Genomic DNA, 15,363 nt, shown 5'->3' with positions numbered 1-15,363 from the left:
GTGAAGAGTTGCGATCGCAGCGCCCCGCGCGACTGGGTGGACAACGCGGTGCGGCTGATCGACGCCGACGCCCAGCGCAGCGCCGACACCCACCTGCTGCGCTACCCGCTGCCCGCCGCCTGGCGGGTGCAGCTCTACCTCAAGGACGAGTCGACGCACATCACCGGCAGCCTGAAGCACCGGCTGGCCCGCTCGCTCTTCCTGTACGCCATCTGCAACGGCTGGGTCGGCGAGGGGACGACCGTGGTGGAGGCCTCGTCGGGGTCGACCGCGGTGAGCGAGGCGTACTTCGCCAAGCTGCTCGGGCTGGATTTCGTCGCCGTCATGCCCGCGAGCACCTCGCCGAGCAAGATCGCGCTGATCGAGGCGCAGGGCGGGCGCTGCCACTTCGTGCAGCGGCCGCCGGACATGTACACCGAGGCCGCGCGGCTGGCCGCGGACTGCGGCGGGCACTTCATGGACCAGTTCACGCACGCCGAGCGGGCCACCGACTGGCGCGGCAACAACAATATCGCCGAGAGCATCTACCACCAGATGCGGCTGGAGGCGCACCCGGTGCCGGAGTGGGTCGTGGTCGGCGCGGGCACCGGCGGCACCAGCGCGACCATCGGCCGCTACATCCGCTACCGCAGGCACCACACCCGGCTCGCCGTCGTCGACCCGGAGAACTCCGCCTTCTTCGGCGGCTACGAGACCGGTGACGCGGGGTACGGCACCGGTATGGCGTCCCGGATCGAGGGGATCGGGCGGCCCCGGGTCGAGCCCTCCTTCATCGGGCAGGTGGTGGACCGGATGTTGCAGGTGCCGGACGCCGCCTCCATCGCCACCATGCGGTACGCGAGCGCGGTGCTCGGCCGCCGGGTCGGCGGCTCCACCGGCACCAACCTCTGGGGCGCCTTCGCGCTGATCGCGGAGATGCTGGCGGCCGGGCGCTCCGGCAGCGTGGTGACGCTGCTCTGCGACGGCGGCGACCGCTACGCCACCACCTACTACGACGACTCCTGGATCGCGGCGCACGGCCTCCATCTGGAGCCCGCGCAGGCGGTGCTGGACACGTTCGCGGCCACCGGGGTCTGGACCGGCTGAGCCTCCCATTCGTCAACTTTTGTTGACAAATGGCCGTAGTGTCAATCAAAATTGACGTCATGAGTGAAGCAACCACGCTGGCGGCCGCCGCGGGCAGCCCCGACCCCACGGTCGGGCTGCGCGCGGTGCTCGCGCTGCGCAGGCTGCTCGAGCGGCTGGAGGCCATCCAGGTCGCGAATGCCAGGGCGCAGGGCTGGTCCTGGCAGGCGATCGCCGACGCGCTCGAGGTCAGCAAGCAGGCAGTCCACCAGAAGCACACCAGGAGGCGCTGATGTTCGAACGGTTCGGCAGGCAGGCGCGGGTCGCGATCGTGCTCGCGCAGGAGGACGCGCGGGAGCTGCGCTCCCCGGTCATCGACGTGCAGCACGTGCTGCTCGGGCTGCTCGGCAGCGCCGAGCCTGCGCTGACAGCGCTGCTCGCGGAGTCCGGGGTGACCAAGGCGGCGGTGGCGGCGGCGCTGGCCGAGCGCGGCCGCGGCGAGCCGCTCGGGGCGGAGGACGCGGAGGCGCTGCGCTCGATCGGCATCGATCTGGACGCGGTGCGGGCGAGCCTGGAAGCGGGGTTCGGCGCGGATGCGCTGGAGCAGGCCGCGCCGGAGCCGCGCGGGCGCTTCGCCCGGTGGAGCGGCGGGCACATCCCGTTCAGCAGGGCGGCGAAGAAGACGCTCGAGCTCGCACTGCGCGAGGCGGCGGCGCGCAAGGACCGCTCGATCGAGTCGGGGCACCTGCTGCTCGGCATCGTGCGCGGGGCCAACGGCGTCACCACCGAGCTGCTCGGCGGCCCCGAGGCCAGGGACGCGCTGCGCCCCCGGATCCACGCGCTGCTGGATCGGGCGGCCTGACCGCGTTGTGACCCCTGCGCGACGCCCGGCCCGCTTAGCATGGCGGCATGCAGCTAGTGCTCCGGTTGATCATCAACGCCTTCGCCATCTGGCTGGCGGCCTACCTGGTCGGCGCCATCGAGGTGGTGAGCCCGGAGGACGAGGTCGGGTGGAAGATCATCGTCCTGCTCGCCGTCGCCGCGGTCTTCACCCTGGTGAACGCCCTGGTCAAGCCGATCGTCCAGGTGCTGGCGCTGCCCCTGGTGATCGTCACGCTCGGGCTGTTCCTGCTGGTGGTGAATGCGCTCATGCTCATGCTCACCGCGGCGATCACCGAGACCACCGACTACGGCCTCCGGGTCGACGGCTTCTGGGCCGCGCTGGTGGGCGGGCTCATCATCTCGATCGTCAACTGGGGGCTCGGGATGCTGGTCGGCGACGAGGACTGAGCCCGGCCTCAGCCGAGCGCGAGCGCGGCGGCGGTCACCGCCGACCAGGCCAGCAGGGCAAGGCCGGAATCGCGCAGCGCCGGAATCAGTTCGGGGCCGCCGCGGCCGCCGCGCACCGGTGCGTTGGCGCGCAGCGCCAGCGGGACGGCGACCAGCGCCAGCAGTGCGAAGGGCGTGCGCAGCGCCAGCACCAGCGTCATGGCGAAGGGCAGCGCGAGCAGCGCCGCGTGCAGCGTCCTGGTGCGCGGGTCGCCGAGCTTGACCGCGAGCGTGGTCTTCCCGGACTCGGTGTCGGTGGGGATGTCGCGCAGGTTGTTCGCCACCAGCACCGCGCTGGAGAAGGCGCCGACCGCCACCGCGGCGGCCAGCCCTGTCCAGTCCACCCGCTCGGCCTGCACGTACTGGGTGCCGAGCACCGCGAACAGCCCGAAGAAGACGAAGACCGCGATCTCACCGAAGCCGCTGTAGCCGTACGGGTTCCGGCCGCCGGTGTAGAACCAGGCGCCGGCCAGGCAGGCGGCGCCGAAGAGCAGCAGCCACCAGGCGGTGAGCAGCGCGAGCACCAGCCCCGCCACCGCGGCGACCAGCAGGCTCGCGACGGCGGCGGTGCGCACCGCCTTCGGCTCGGCCAGCCCCTGGCCGACCAGCCGCACCGGGCCGACCCGCACGTCGTCGGTGCCGCGGATGCCGTCGGAGTAGTCGTTGGCGTAGTTCACCCCGACGATCAGGGCGAGCGAGACCACAAGGGCCAGCAGTGCTTTCCACCACACCGCGGCGTCCAGCGCGGCGGCGGCGCCGGTGCCAGCCAGGACCGGGGCGATCGCGTTGGGCAGGGTGCGCGGCCGGGCGCCCTCGAGCCATTGCGCTGCAGTTGCCATGCGCGCAGCCTAATCCGGCGCGGGGCGGCCCGGAGTTCAGGCGGGCTGTTCGGCGGCGGTCTTGAGCCGGGCCAGCCCCTTCTCGAAGTCCTTGCCGATGAACTTGTCCATCGGGACCACCCGGCCGATCACGCCGAGGAAGCCGGTGCGCTTCCCGGTCATCCGCCAGGTCACCTCGGTGCCGCCCGCCACCGGCGCCAGCTCGAAGCGGACGTCGTTGGTGGCGGCGATCGGCTTCTGGAAGTCCACCCGGACGCCGATCTCGTGCTCCGCGCTGGAGGTAATTGTCATGGTGCCGCGCCCGGCTTTGCGGTTGCCGTTCCAGGTGTAGGAGGCGCCGACACCGGAGTCGGGGCCCGCGTACTGCCGGTTCAGCGCGGGATCCAGGTCCTCCCACGGCGACCAGTGCACCCACTGGTGGAAATCGTCGATCAGCCCGTGGATGCGGGCAGGCTCGGCGGCGATCACGGTGCGCCGGGCAACCTCGAAATCGGTCATGGGCCGACTGTAAGCCGAGCGCCGGGGCCGCGTGGGACGCGCGCCGCATCGGTCGCGTGAACTCTAGGATCGATTCCGGAATGGTGCCGGAGAGCAGTGGCCCGATCGGGCGTAACCAGACGGTGGCTCCGCGCGACGGGGAGCCACCGCGGGCGGCCGCGGGTGGTGCGCTGCTCGAGATCGGGCTGCTCGGGCCCGTAGCGGTGCGCGGGGCAGGCGCGCTGCGGCCGCTGCCCGGTGCGCGGGCCCGCGCGCTGCTGGCGGCGCTGGCGCTGCGGCGGGGGCGGAGCCGGAGCGCGGCGGGGCTGATCGAGGACGTCTGGGGCGCGGCGGCGCCACGGGCGCCGATGAACGCGCTGCACACCCAGATGTCCCGGCTGCGCTCGGTGCTGCCCGGTGGCGCGGTGAGCGCGGGCCCGGCCGGGTACCGGCTGGAGCTCGGCGCCGAGCTGGTCGATTTGTCGCACTGCGCGCTGCTGCTGGAACAGGCGCGCGCGCAGCGCGGTTCCGGCGCCTACGCCGCCTGCCTGACCACTGTGCTCGCCGCCCGCGCGCTCTGGCGCGGGGAGCCGGGAGCCGATCTGCCGCCCGGTCCGCTCGCGGACGAGCTGCGCGAGCGGGCCGCCGGGTACGCGGACGAGCTCGACGCGCTGGAGATCACCGGCCGGGCGGGCACCGGCGATCCGGGCGGCGCGCTCCGGCTGGCCGGACACCGGGCCGCCGCGCTGCCGCTGGACGAACCGGCGCACGTCGAGCTGGTGCGGCTGCTCGCCGCCACCGGCCGCTCCGCCGCCGCGCTGGAGACCGTCGCCGGGTTCCGCGCCCGGCTCGCCGACCGCCTCGGCGCCGATCCCGGCCCCGAACTCACCGAGCTCAACACCGCCGTCCTGCGCGGCGAGCGCATCGCCCCCCTCGCCCCCGATCTCCCGCCCGCTACCGCGGGCCTGCCGCACATCGGCCGTCCCGAGCCCGGGTACGCCGCCGGCGCCGCCCGCCCGGCACCGCACGTTCGGGATGCGGACCCCGGGTACGCCGCCGGCGCCGCCCGCCCGGCACCACGGCCCGGTGACCTCGAGTTCGGTTTCGACACGGGCGCCGCCCGCCCGGCGGCGCTCGCCGGGCTTCCCGCCGAACCCGGCAGCGCCGGAGCCGACGGCCACGCGGGCCGGGCGCCCTTCCTCGGGCTCGGCGTGCGCGCCGCACCGAACCCGCTGCTCGGCCGCGCCGCCGACCTCGCCGCGCTCGAAGAACTCCTGCGCACCTCCCGGGTGACCACCGTCCTCGGTCCCGGCGGCACCGGCAAGACCCGCGTCGCCCACGAACTCGGCGCCCGCGAGATCGGCGCGGTGGCCCTGGTCGAACTGGCCTCCATCCGGGCCGCGGAACCGGACGTGGCGCGCGGCGAGATCGAGAGCGCGATCGCCGCGGTGCTCGGCGTCTCCGAGGCGCCGTTCGACAGCTCCACCCTGCGCACCGGCCCGGTCGAGCTGCGCCAGCGGCTCTTCGACGCCGTCTCGGCCCGGCCGACGCTGCTGGTGCTCGACAACTGCGAGCACCTGATCGAGGCCGTCGCCACGCTGGTGGCCGAGTTCATCGCGCACGTCCCCCGGCTCCGGGTGCTCACCACCAGCCGCGCGCCGCTCATGATCACCGCCGAGGCGGTGTACCCGCTGCCCCCGCTGCGCATCGACCCGGCGGGTTCCCCCGCCACCGACCTCTTCGCGGCGCGGGCCCGCGCGGTCCGGCCGTCGGTGCGGATCGACCCGGCCGTGGTGGCCCGGCTCTGCCACACCCTGGACGGCCTGCCGCTCGCCATCGAGCTGGCCGCCGCCCGGGTGCGGACCATGAGCGTCGAGGAGATCGCCGAGCGGCTGCACGACCGCTTCGCGCTGCTCCGCTCCGGCGACCGCAGCTCCCCGGCCAGGCACCGCACCCTGCACGCGGTGATCGACTGGAGCTGGAACCTGCTGGAGCCGGGGCAGCAGGTGGCGCTGCGCAGGCTCTGCCGCTTCCCGGCGGGCTTCACCCTGGCCGCCGCCGAGGTGGTGGCCGCGGGTGCCGAGGTGGGCGAGGTCGCGGCCGCGGTGGACGGGCTGGTGAACCAGTCGCTGCTCACCGTGCAGGACACCCCGGCCGGGCTGCGCTACCGGATGCTGGAGACGGTGCGCGAGTACGGCGAGGAGCGGCTGGCCGCCAGCGGCGAGGGCGAGGAGATCATCACCCGCACCCTGACCTGGGCCCGCGGCTGCTGCGAGGACCTCGGCGCCAGGGCCTATCGGGAGGACCAGCTGATACTCGGCGGCGAGCTCGACGCCGAGCAGGACAACCTGCTCGCCGCGCTGCGCTGGGCCACCGAGCGCGCCGACGGGCGCACCGTCTACACGGTCTTCCCCGCGCTCGGCGTGCTCTGGATGATGCGCGGCGCGCACGGCGAGGTGATCGCCTGGACCGAGCGGCTGCTGCACGTCCCGCCGCCCGCGCCGGACGACCCGCATCCCTCCGGCGACCTGCAGGTGATCGGTACCGCGCTGCAGATCCTGCACGCCGGTTTCCGCGACCACACCGAGCTGCGCACGCTGGCCCTGGTGCGGATCCGCACCCGGCGGCTGCTCGCCCTGCGCACCGACATCTCGGAGTCGGTGGTGCTCGCGGCCCGGCTGCTGGTGAGCCCGCCGCGCGGCACCGGCATCCCGCGGCTGGTGGCCGAGGCGGTGCGCTCACCGGACCGGGACGCCAGGGTGAACGCGCTGATCCTGCGCGCGAATATCCGGGAGAACCTGGGTGACCTGCACGGCTCGCTGCGGGACGCGGCGACCACGCTCACCCTGCTCCGCCCCGGCGACGGCTGGAGCCTGGCCTCGGCGCACCGGCACATCGCGCAGCTGCACGGCCAGGCGGGCCGGTACCGCGAGGCCGTCGAGCCCTACGTCCGCGGAATCGGCCTGCTGGAGCGGATCGGCGCCTACGACGAGCTGATCGAGGCGCGGACCGCGCTGGTCGGGGTGCTGATCGGCTGCGGCGAGCTGGAGCGCGCCGACGCCGAGCTGGAGCGCACCATGCAACTCGCCGACCTCGACCCGGAGGCGCCGGACGGCACCGTCAGCGGGCTGCTCGGCATCCTCTTCCAGGCGCAGGCCGAGCTGCTGTTCGCGCGCGGCCGGATCGAGGAGGGGGTGCGCAGGTACCGGCGCGCGCTCGCCGTCTCCGGCTGGCCGGGCACCTCGCACGGGCCGGGGGCCTGGGTGCTCATGCTGGTGGCGGCCACGCTCGACGCCGAGGTGCTCTACGGCGACCCGATCGAGGCCGGGAAGGTCGCCCGCGAGCTCGCCGAGGCGGCGGGCCGGATCTTCCACACCTTCCAGGACGTTCCGCAGGTCGGCGCCATCGCCTGCGCGCTCGGCAGCAGGCTCATCGTCTCCGGCGACGACCCGGAGACCGGGCTGCGGCTGCTGCTCGCCGCGCCGCGGCTGCCCGCGCGGCAGGACTTCCCGACGATGCTGGTGCACCGGCACCTGGCGCTCGCCGAGGCCGCGCTCGGCCCCACGGCGATCGCGGAGGCCGAGGCGGCGCTCGGCCCCGCGCGCCGGATGCGGCTGCTGCGCCAGGTGCTCGGGCTGATCGCCGAGACGACGGCGGGGGCGCCCGGCGAACCGGACACCCCCGACGCAGGCGCAGCTCAGGCGCGGCGCATGTAGGCCCGCACCGCGAGCGGCGCGAAGATCACGATCACCACGATCGCGCCGAGCAGCGAGTACACCGTGCTGCTGCCGAAGCCGTTGCCGTTCATCAGGTCACGGCAGGCGTTGACCATGTAGTACACCGGGTTGGCGTGGTTGATCGCCTGCATCCAGCCCGGCATGGTGCTGGTCAGCGCGAAGGCGCCGGACATGAAGGTGAGCGGGAACATGACCATCATGGAGATGCCCTGCACCCCGGCCGCGCTGCGCCCGGTGACACCGACCAGCGCCCAGATCCAGCTCACCGCGAACGAGCAGAGCACGATCACCACACCGGCCGCGACCACGCCGACGAACCCGCCCTCCGGCCGGTAGCCGATGGCGAGCCCGACCACGACCGTGAGCACGGTGGCCAGGGTGTAGCGCACCATGTCGGCGATGAGCGCGCCGGCCAGCGCCGCGATCCGGGCGATGGGCAGCGACTTGAAGCGGTCGAAGACGCCCTTGTCCATGTCCTCGCGGAGCTGGGTGCCGGTGACCACCGAGGTGAGCACCACGGTCTGCACCAGGATGCCGGGGATCAGGACCGGCAGGTAGTTCTGCACGCTGCCGCCGATGGCGCCACCGAAGATGTAGGCGAAGAGCGCGGTGAACAGGATCGGCTGGATGGTGACGTCGAAGAGCTGCTCCGGCTTGTGCCGGATCTTGAGCAGCCCGCGGTAGGCCATGGTGAGCGAGGCCGAGAGGGTGGCGGCCGGGCTCACGCTGTTGCTCGCCGGGCGCACCGGGGAGATGCGCTGCGCCGTGCGGGCGAGGGTGTCGGTCATGCTGCGTCCTTTTCGGTGTCGGTCGCGTCCTCGGAGGGGCGGCCGGTGAGGGTGAGGAAGACCTCGTCCAGGCTCGGCTTGCTGACGGTGATCTCGGCGATGGCGATCCGCTCCTGGCGCAGCCGGACCAGCAGGTCGGTGGTGACGTCGGCATCGCGCAGCGGCGCGGTGATCCGCCCCGCCTCCGGGGTGACCGTCGCCTCGGCGTCGAGGAAGGCGGCGACCAGCTGCCGCGCCTCCGCCAGCCGGGAGCGATCGGCAGGCACCAGGTGCAGCGAGGAGCCGCCGACCGACTGCTTGAGCTCGTCGGCGGTGCCGTCGGCGATCACCCTGCCGTGGTCGATCACCGCGATCCGGTCGGCGAGCTGGTCGGCCTCGTCCAGGTACTGGGTGGTGAGCAGGACCGTCGCCCCCTCCCGGACCAGGCGGCGGATGGTGTCCCACATCTGCGCGCGGGTGCGCGGGTCGAGGCCGGTGGTCGGCTCGTCCAGGAAGAGCAGGGGAGGGGTGGCGATCAGGCTCGCGGCCAGGTCGAGGCGGCGGCGCATGCCGCCGGAGAAGTTGCTCAGCGACTTCGTGGCGGCATCGGTGAGGCCGAACTCCTCCAGCAACTCGGTGGCCCTGCGCCTGGAGTCCTGGCGGCTCAGCCCGAGCAGGCGGGAGAAGACGATCAGGTTCTCGGTGGCGGAGAGGTCCTCGTCCACCGAGGCGTACTGCCCGGTCACGCCGATCAGCGAGCGGACCGCCGTCGGCTCGGCCACCACGTCGTGGCCGAAGATCCGGCCGGTGCCGCCGTCCGGGCGGAGCAGGGTGGCGAGCATGCGGATGGTGGTGGTCTTGCCCGCGCCGTTGGGGCCGAGCACCGCGTACACGGAGCCCTCGGGAACGGCGAGGCTCACGCCGTCGACGGCGCGCTGGGTGCCGAACACCTTGACCAGGTCGATGGCCTCCACCGCGAGGGGTGTGGAATCTGTCATGGCTCCGAGCGTGCGCCCCCGGACTTGCACCGCCCGCACACCTCTTGCACGGCTCTTGCGTGCGGCTGTCGGCGGGTCAGTGCGGGCTGTCGGCCAGCAGGTAGTCGCGCAGGGCGGTGCGGTCCGGTTTGCCGGGGCCGCGGAGCGGGAGCTCCTCCAGGACGGCGAGTTCGCGGGGCGCGGCGACGGCGTCGAGCTCGGCGGTGACGTGGGCGCGCAGCTCGGCCAGGGTGGGCGGCTCGGCGCCGGGCGTGGTGACGACGACGGCGGCGACCCGCTGGCCGAGCCGCTCGTCCGGCAGCCCGAGCACCACGCACTCGGCGACGGCCGGGTGCGTGCCGAGCACCGCCTCGACGACCTGCGGCAGCACCAGCAGCCCGCCGGTGCTGATCCCCTCGTCCAGCCGCCCGGTCACCCGGAGCACGCCGTCCTCGAGCACGCCCGCGTCGTCGGTGCGGAACCAGCCGGGCTCGGCGAAGGCGGGGTGGTCGGGGTGGTTGCGGTAGCCGGTGGCGATGGTCGCCCCGCCGAGCAGCACCCGCCCGTCCTCGATCCGCAGCCGCACCCCGTCCAGCGGGACCCCGTCGTAGACGCAGCCGCCGCAGCTCTCGCTCATGCCGTAGGTGCGCACCACGGTGATCCCGGCGGCGCGCGCCCGCTCCAGCACCCGGGCCGGCGTCGCCGCCCCGCCGACCAGCACCGCGTCCAGCCCGGCCAGCGCGGTCGCGGCCGCGGGCGATTCCAGCGCCTTGATCAGCTGCGTGGGCACCAGCGAGGTGTACCGCCGCTCGCCGCGCATGGCTCGGATCGCCCCGGCCAGCGCCTCCGGCAGGAACCCGCCGCCGACGTCGAGCACCACCGGCTCGGTCCCGGCCTGGATACTGCGCAGCAACACCTGGATGCCCGCGATGTGGTGCGTGGGCAGCGCCAGCAGCCACTGCCCCGGCCCGCCGAGCCGCTCGTGCGTCGCGCTCGCGCTCGCCCGCAGCGCGGCGGAGCCGAGCATGGCGCCCTTCGGCACCCCGGTCGTCCCCGAGGTGGTGACGACCAGCGCCACGTCCTCGTCGATCGGCTCGCCGGGGGCGAGCGCGTCGCCGAGCCTGCGCGCCTCGCGGCGGTCGCTGTTCGGGATGGGGAGCCACGCCGGACCATTGCCCTCCAGCGCCTGGCGCAGGTGCGGGAGCACATCGCCGACGCCGGACCCGGTCGGCATCGGCAGGATCCGCAGGGGCTTGCTCACGACAGCGATCGTGTCATGGCCGCGTGCGCACACACGGAACGGGTGGTCCGGGAACCGGCGCGGCGGGCGCGCGGGGAGGCCGACAACGGCTCAGGTACGACAGGCATCGAAACCGCGATTCTCTCGTCCGACGAGAACGACTCGGGCGACTCCCCGGACGTCGGCGGTCGGGTCTCGCCCGAGTCGTTATCGTCCCTTTCGGTTTGCCTGCTGGCAACTCGAAGGCGAAGACCTCACCGCGAATCCCGGCGCAGCGGGTGCTCGGCGGGCACCTCGACCAGCACGATCGGCACTCCGTCCGGGTCGGCGATCCACATCTCCAGCAACCCCCACGGCTCGCGCTTCGGCTCCCGGTCGATGCGCACCCCGGCGAGCGCGAGTTCGGCGGCGGCATCCCCGATATCGCGCACCTGGAGCCAGAGCGCGCCGCTGAACGCCGACGGCTCGTCCGAGCCGCCGTGCGCGGCCACTTCGATCAACGACTGCCCGGCGTGGAAGACCGTCCCGCCGGGGTACTCCCTGGCGATCGCGAGCCCGAGCGCGTCCCGGTAGAAGGCCAGCGTGGTGTCGTAGTCGCCGGGGCGCAGGATGACCCGGCTGCTCAGGATGTCCATCAGAAGTACCAGGGGTACGGGGTCCAGTCCGGCGCGCGCTTCTCCAGGAAGGAGTCGCGCCCCTCGACCGCCTCGTCGGTCATGTAGGCCAGCCGGGTCGCCTCGCCCGCGAAGAGCTGCTGGCCCACCAGGCCGTCGTCCACCAGATTGAAGGCGTACTTGAGCATGCGCTGCGCCTGCGGCGACTTGCCGAGGATGTCGGCGGTCCACTCCAGCGCGACGTTCTCCAGCTCGGCGTGGTCGACCACCTCGTTGACCGCGCCCATCCGGTGCATCTCCTCGGCGCTGTACGGGCGGCCGCGGAAGAAGATCTCCCTGGCGAACTTCTGCCCGACCATCTTGGCCAGGTACGCGCTGCCGTAGCCGCCGTCGAAGCTGCCCACGTCGGCGTCGGTCTGCTTGAACTTCCCGTGCTCCCGGCTGGCGAGGGTGAGGTCGCAGACCACGTGCAAGCTGTGCCCTCCGCCCGCGGCCCAGCCGTTCACCAGCGCGATCACCACCTTGGGCATGAACCGGATGAGCCGCTGCACCTCCAGGATGTGCAGCCGCCCCGCGCGCGCCGGGTCGACGGTCTCCGCGGTCTCGCCGTCCGCGTACTGGTAGCCGCTGCGGCCGCGGATGCGCTGGTCGCCGCCGGAACAGAAGGCCCAGCCGCCGTCCTTCGGGCTCGGGCCGTTCCCGGTGAGCAGCACCGCGCCGACGTCGGAGGTCATCCTGGCGTGGTCGAGTGCCCGGTAGAGCTCGTCCACCGTGTGCGGCCGGAAGGCATTGCGCACCTCCGGCCGGTCGAACGCCACCCGCACCGTGCCCTGCGACAGGTGCCGGTGGTAGGTGATGTCGGTCAGGTTCTCGAAGCCGGGTACCGGGCGCCACAATGCGGGGTCGAAGGTCACCCCTGCGATTATCGGGGCACCGGTGAACCGGCCGGAAGCGCCCCCGGTTGGACGGTGTACACCGGGCCGGGACGAGCGCGAGGTCACCCCGCCGGGCCGGACGCTGGCCGTTCGCGGTGCAGGTCGATCGGGTCGAGCGGCGGAAAACGTTCGTCACCGCGGAGCTCCGCGATGAGCAGGGCGAATTGCCCGCGGATGCCGAAGGATCGATGATTCGACCGCTGCCCGGGCAGCCGTAGCCGGGTGGATGCGGGCGGCGGTGCGTATAGTGGCGCGTGCTCGTACAACGAACCGATTCCGGAGGAACCTGAAAGTGGTTGCAGCACTGTCTGAATCCCTGCTCGACGATGCCAAGCGGCCGGCCTTCCTTGCCGACGCTGTCGAGGTCCTGGATGCCGAGGTCTCGGACAAGGGTGGTGCGTCCGGCCTGGCTGTGAAGGGTGGCTACGCGGCGGTCAAGAAGATCGGCCCGTCCATCGTCCCCGACGCCCTGGAGTCCCTCGCCCCCCGCCTGCTGGCCCAGCTGGAGCCCTACTGGCAGGAGTACACCGCGTCCGGCAGCACCGCCGGCTTCGCCGATCTGCTGGTCGCCAAGTCCGACGAGGTCGCCGAAGCGCTGCTGAAGGTGACCGACGAGCGGGCCGAGTCCTCGACCCGCCCGGCGCTGCAGAAGGTGTACTCCTCGCTGCGCTCCTCGGCCAAGAAGAACGTGGTCGAGGCGCTGCCGCGGGTGGGTGCGCTGGTCCAGCGGCACGCCACGGCCTGAACCCGCACTCGCGCCGTCGCCGCTGCCGCCGGCGGCGCGAGCCACGTCCCACGCTGTGAGCAGGGCGACGCGGCGGCAGCGGCGCGCGTCTGGAAGTCTGGAGACGTGAATCCGTCAACAGCGCAGGCGCAGGTCGTCGTCGACGAACTGGTGCGCGGTGGGGTGCGGGACGTGGTCCTGTGCCCCGGCTCCCGCAATGCCCCGCTGGCCTTCGCCCTGCAGGCCGCGGATGCTGGGGGGCGGCTCCGGCTGCACATGCGCATCGATGAGCGCACCGCGGGGTTCCTCGCGGTCGGGCTCACGCTCTCCGGCCGCGCCCCGGTACCGGTGGTGATGACCTCGGGCACCGCCGTGGCCAATCTCGGCCCCGCCGTGCTGGAGGCCAACTACGCCAGGGTGCCGCTGGTGGTGCTGAGCGCCAACCGGCCCTACGAGATGCTCGGCACCGGCGCCAACCAGACGGTCGAGCAGCTCGGGCTCTTCGGCAGCCAGGTGCGCGCCACCATCAGCCTCGGGCTGGCCGAGCTGGAGCCGGATCCCGGCTACCCGCGGCAGAACAGCGTCTGGCGCTCGGCGGTCTGCCGGGTGCTCGCCGCCGCCCGCGGCACCCGCTCCGGCAATGCCGGGCCGGTGCACTTCGACATCCCGCTGCGCGAGCCGCTGGTCCCCGACCCGAACGCCGCCGAACTCCCGCCGGGCCGGGCCGGCGACGCCCCGTGGACCAGGACCGAGCACGCCACCCTCGACGTCCCGCTCGCCATCGACCTCACCGCGGACACCGTGGTGATCTCCGGCCACGGCGCCGGGCTGCGGCCCGAGCTCGCCGCGCTGCCCACCGTCGCCGAGCCGACCGCGCCGCTGCACGGCCCCGCCCTGCACCCGCTGGCGCTGCCGCTGCTGCGGCCGAAGCAGGCCATCATCACCGGCCGTCCGACCCTGCACCGCCCGGTCGCCAAGCTGCTCGCCGACCCCGAGGTCACCGTCTACGCGCTCACCACCGGCCCACGCTGGCCGGATGTCTCCGGCAATGTGGTCGGCACCGGAACGCGGGCCGTGATCTCCGGCGCCCCCGACCCGGCCTGGCTGGCCCGCTGCCACGAACTCAACGAGCGCGCGCACCACGCCGTCCGGGACGAGCTCGCCCGGCATCCGAAGCCGACCGGGCTGCACGTCGCCGCGGTGGTCGCGGACGCGCTGCGCGCGGGCGACCAGCTGCTGCTCGGCGCCTCCAACCCGGTGCGCGACACCGCGCTGGTCTCGACGCCGCGGCCGGGGGTGACGGTAATCTCCAACCGCGGCGTCGCCGGGATCGACGGCACCGTCTCCACCGCGCTCGGCGCCGCCATGCGGCACAACGGCCGCACCTTCGCCCTGATCGGCGACCTGACCTTCCTGCACGACGCCTCCGGGCTGCTGATCGGCCCCGGTGAGCCGCGCCCGGACGACCTCACCATCGTGGTCGCCAACGACGACGGCGGCGGCATCTTCGAGCTGCTGGAACAGGGCGACCCGCAGTACGCCGGGGTCTTCGAGCGGGTCTTCGGCACCCCGCACGGCATGGACCTGGCGGCGCTCTGCGCGGCCTACCGCATCCCGCACCGGCAGGTGGACACCGCCGAGCTGGCGGCGGCGCTCACCGGCCACGCGCACGGGGTGCGGGTGCTGGAGGTCGCGACCGAGCGGTCCGGGCTGCGCGAGCTGCACGGATCGGTGCGCGCCGCCATCAGCTGAGGGCTACTCCCGCTCGTCGTCGAGCGGGACCTCGATGCGCTGCTCCGCCACGTCGGCGGGGTCGGCGCTCCACAGGTCGCCCTGCACCTCGGGGCTCGGCGCGACATCGTCCGGATCGACCGGGCGGGACTGCTCGGCCAGATCGGCCTCGGACACCTCGAACGTGGCGGGTGTGCTGCGATCGACCATCGTGCGCTCCTCTCCGCGGGGGTTTCCGTTCGGCACCGGTATACCCGCGGCGCGCCGATGAATCCAGCCAGCCCGCTCCGTCGGTATCGGTGAGAGCCGTTCCCAGGACAGGAGATCCGCCGTGACCACTGCCGCCCCCGCCTTCGATTTCGCCGTCGCCGCCGACCGGATGGCCACCGTTGTCGCCGGAATCGGCGACGACCAGCTCACCGGGCCGACCCCGTGCCCAGGCGTCTCGGTCGGCGCGCTGCTCGGCCACGTCGCCGGGCTCACCGAGGCCTTCCGGCAGGCCGCGACGAAGGAGGTCAGCGGCTCGCAGCCGCCCGAGGTGGCCGCCAGCGAGCTGCCCGCCGATTGGCGCACGCTCATCCCGGCCCGGCTGGACGCCCTGGTCGCCGCCTGGCGCGAGCAGGCCGCGTGGGCGGGCGAGACCGAGGCGGGCGGCGTCACCGCCCCCGCGTCCGCCATGGCGGCGGTGGCGCTGGACGAGCTCGTCATCCACGGCTGGGATCTGGCCAGGGCCACCGGGCTGCCCTACGACGTGACGCCCGGCGAGCTCGAGGTGCTGGAGGGGTTCCTCGCCGAGATGCCCGCCGAGGGGACGCCCGGGCTCTTCGGCCCGGTCCAGCCGGTCGCCGCCGACGCGTCCCGCTTCGATCGGGTGCTCGCCCGCACCGGTCGTCGGGCGGATTGGATCGCGTAGCGCCCGACCGGCCCG

16 protein-coding genes are annotated in these 15,363 nt (G+C 73.7%); 8 read left to right on the top strand and 8 right to left on the bottom strand.

Annotation, left to right across the window (positions count from 1 at the left end):
- Genes cds1 through NH2_RS14440 form a run of 4 tightly spaced genes read left to right on the top strand, consistent with a single transcriptional unit; the run spans nucleotide 1 to nucleotide 2,355 of the window.
- Nucleotides 1–1,086, top strand: coding sequence for an L-cysteine desulfhydrase Cds1 (gene cds1, locus NH2_RS14455; protein ID WP_084505550.1), 1,086 nt, complete (start codon nucleotides 1–3; stop codon nucleotides 1,084–1,086).
- Nucleotides 1,087–1,145: 59 nt separating this feature from the next.
- Entirely contained in the window at nucleotides 1,146–1,358 is a 213-nt protein-coding gene (locus NH2_RS14450) for a hypothetical protein (protein ID WP_067653721.1), read from the top strand.
- Nucleotides 1,358–1,927, top strand: coding sequence for a Clp protease N-terminal domain-containing protein (locus tag NH2_RS14445; RefSeq protein ID WP_067653719.1), 570 nt, complete (start codon nucleotides 1,358–1,360; stop codon nucleotides 1,925–1,927). Before NH2_RS14450 ends, NH2_RS14445 begins: the two co-directional genes overlap by 1 nt.
- A 47-nt stretch (nucleotides 1,928–1,974) precedes the next feature.
- A complete protein-coding gene (locus NH2_RS14440; RefSeq protein WP_067653717.1) occupies nucleotides 1,975–2,355 on the top strand; it encodes a phage holin family protein in 381 nt (126 codons plus the stop codon).
- An 8-nt stretch (nucleotides 2,356–2,363) separates the two neighbouring features.
- Here NH2_RS14440 and NH2_RS14435 read toward each other — a convergent pair whose 3' ends face one another.
- Entirely contained in the window at nucleotides 2,364–3,233 is an 870-nt protein-coding gene (locus NH2_RS14435) for a 1,4-dihydroxy-2-naphthoate polyprenyltransferase (protein WP_067653715.1), read from the bottom strand.
- A 36-nt stretch (nucleotides 3,234–3,269) separates the two neighbouring features.
- Nucleotides 3,270–3,731, bottom strand: a complete 462-nt coding sequence (locus tag NH2_RS14430) for an SRPBCC family protein (RefSeq protein WP_067653713.1) — start codon at nucleotides 3,729–3,731, stop codon at nucleotides 3,270–3,272.
- Between the two features lie 80 nt (nucleotides 3,732–3,811).
- Here NH2_RS14430 and NH2_RS29825 point away from each other — a divergent pair, with 80 nt between their 5' ends.
- Nucleotides 3,812–7,426: an AfsR/SARP family transcriptional regulator gene (locus tag NH2_RS29825; protein ID WP_067653711.1), complete on the top strand. Its 3,615-nt coding sequence runs from the start codon at nucleotides 3,812–3,814 to the stop codon at nucleotides 7,424–7,426.
- On the opposite strand, the gene NH2_RS14420 is transcribed toward NH2_RS29825, so the two are convergent.
- The 5 genes from NH2_RS14420 to NH2_RS14400 form a co-directional block, all read right to left on the bottom strand.
- Nucleotides 7,408–8,235, bottom strand: a complete 828-nt coding sequence (locus NH2_RS14420) for an ABC transporter permease (RefSeq protein ID WP_067653709.1) — start codon at nucleotides 8,233–8,235, stop codon at nucleotides 7,408–7,410. The genes NH2_RS29825 and NH2_RS14420 overlap by 19 nt on opposite strands.
- On the bottom strand, nucleotides 8,232–9,212 hold the full coding sequence (locus NH2_RS14415) for an ATP-binding cassette domain-containing protein (RefSeq protein ID WP_067653707.1): 981 nt from the start codon (nucleotides 9,210–9,212) through the stop codon (nucleotides 8,232–8,234). The genes NH2_RS14420 and NH2_RS14415 overlap by 4 nt, the downstream gene beginning before the upstream one ends.
- Nucleotides 9,213–9,288: 76 nt before the next feature.
- Nucleotides 9,289–10,425 (bottom strand): o-succinylbenzoate--CoA ligase, encoded by a 1,137-nt coding sequence (gene menE / locus NH2_RS14410; protein ID WP_067654135.1) that lies wholly within the window; start codon nucleotides 10,423–10,425, stop codon nucleotides 9,289–9,291.
- Between the two features lie 260 nt (nucleotides 10,426–10,685).
- Nucleotides 10,686–11,066, bottom strand: coding sequence for a VOC family protein (locus tag NH2_RS14405; RefSeq protein WP_067653705.1), 381 nt, complete (start codon nucleotides 11,064–11,066; stop codon nucleotides 10,686–10,688).
- A complete protein-coding gene (locus NH2_RS14400) occupies nucleotides 11,066–11,959 on the bottom strand; it encodes a 1,4-dihydroxy-2-naphthoyl-CoA synthase (RefSeq protein ID WP_067653703.1) in 894 nt (297 codons plus the stop codon). The genes NH2_RS14405 and NH2_RS14400 overlap by 1 nt, the downstream gene beginning before the upstream one ends.
- 313 nt (nucleotides 11,960–12,272) lie before the next feature.
- Here NH2_RS14400 and NH2_RS14395 point away from each other — a divergent pair, with 313 nt between their 5' ends.
- Nucleotides 12,273–12,725 carry a DUF6918 family protein gene (locus NH2_RS14395; RefSeq protein WP_067653701.1) on the top strand — a complete coding sequence of 151 codons (453 nt, stop codon included), beginning with the start codon at nucleotides 12,273–12,275 and terminating at the stop codon, nucleotides 12,723–12,725.
- A 105-nt stretch (nucleotides 12,726–12,830) separates the two neighbouring features.
- Entirely contained in the window at nucleotides 12,831–14,456 is a 1,626-nt protein-coding gene (gene menD / locus NH2_RS14390) for a 2-succinyl-5-enolpyruvyl-6-hydroxy-3-cyclohexene-1-carboxylic-acid synthase (RefSeq protein WP_067653698.1), read from the top strand.
- Nucleotides 14,457–14,459: 3 nt separating this feature from the next.
- On the opposite strand, the gene NH2_RS14385 is transcribed toward menD, so the two are convergent.
- Nucleotides 14,460–14,645 (bottom strand): Rv3202a family protein, encoded by a 186-nt coding sequence (locus NH2_RS14385; RefSeq protein ID WP_067653696.1) that lies wholly within the window; start codon nucleotides 14,643–14,645, stop codon nucleotides 14,460–14,462.
- A gap of 121 nt (nucleotides 14,646–14,766) precedes the next feature.
- Between NH2_RS14385 and NH2_RS14380 the strand changes: the two genes are divergently transcribed.
- Complete coding sequence (locus tag NH2_RS14380; RefSeq protein WP_245650578.1) at nucleotides 14,767–15,348, top strand: TIGR03086 family metal-binding protein; 582 nt, start codon at nucleotides 14,767–14,769, stop codon at nucleotides 15,346–15,348.
- Nucleotides 15,349–15,363: the final 15 nt, after the last annotated feature.

The organism is Nocardia harenae NBRC 108248 (genome assembly GCF_001612885.1).
GTDB classification, from domain to species: domain Bacteria; phylum Actinomycetota; class Actinomycetes; order Mycobacteriales; family Mycobacteriaceae; genus Nocardia; species Nocardia harenae.
The sequence above is the reverse complement of the archived record's forward strand: the minus strand, read 5'-3'. Positions and strand labels throughout refer to the sequence as shown.

What these genes read in the sequence shown, in the direction of transcription:
- NH2_RS14430 (WP_067653713.1), bottom strand. Translation starts at nt 3,731, where the DNA reads ATGACCGATTTCGAGGTTGCCCGGCGCACCGTGATCGCCGCCGAGCCT.
- NH2_RS14420 (WP_067653709.1), bottom strand. Translation starts at nt 8,235, where the DNA reads ATGACCGACACCCTCGCCCGCACGGCGCAGCGCATCTCCCCGGTGCGC.
- NH2_RS14450 (WP_067653721.1), top strand. Translation starts at nt 1,146, where the DNA reads ATGAGTGAAGCAACCACGCTGGCGGCCGCCGCGGGCAGCCCCGACCCC.
- menE (WP_067654135.1), bottom strand. Translation starts at nt 10,425, where the DNA reads ATGCCGACCGGGTCCGGCGTCGGCGATGTGCTCCCGCACCTGCGCCAG.
- NH2_RS14445 (WP_067653719.1), top strand. Translation starts at nt 1,358, where the DNA reads ATGTTCGAACGGTTCGGCAGGCAGGCGCGGGTCGCGATCGTGCTCGCG.
- NH2_RS29825 (WP_067653711.1), top strand. Translation starts at nt 3,812, where the DNA reads ATGGTGCCGGAGAGCAGTGGCCCGATCGGGCGTAACCAGACGGTGGCT.
- NH2_RS14405 (WP_067653705.1), bottom strand. Translation starts at nt 11,066, where the DNA reads ATGGACATCCTGAGCAGCCGGGTCATCCTGCGCCCCGGCGACTACGAC.
- NH2_RS14440 (WP_067653717.1), top strand. Translation starts at nt 1,975, where the DNA reads ATGCAGCTAGTGCTCCGGTTGATCATCAACGCCTTCGCCATCTGGCTG.
- NH2_RS14385 (WP_067653696.1), bottom strand. Translation starts at nt 14,645, where the DNA reads ATGGTCGATCGCAGCACACCCGCCACGTTCGAGGTGTCCGAGGCCGAT.
- NH2_RS14435 (WP_067653715.1), bottom strand. Translation starts at nt 3,233, where the DNA reads ATGGCAACTGCAGCGCAATGGCTCGAGGGCGCCCGGCCGCGCACCCTG.
- NH2_RS14415 (WP_067653707.1), bottom strand. Translation starts at nt 9,212, where the DNA reads ATGACAGATTCCACACCCCTCGCGGTGGAGGCCATCGACCTGGTCAAG.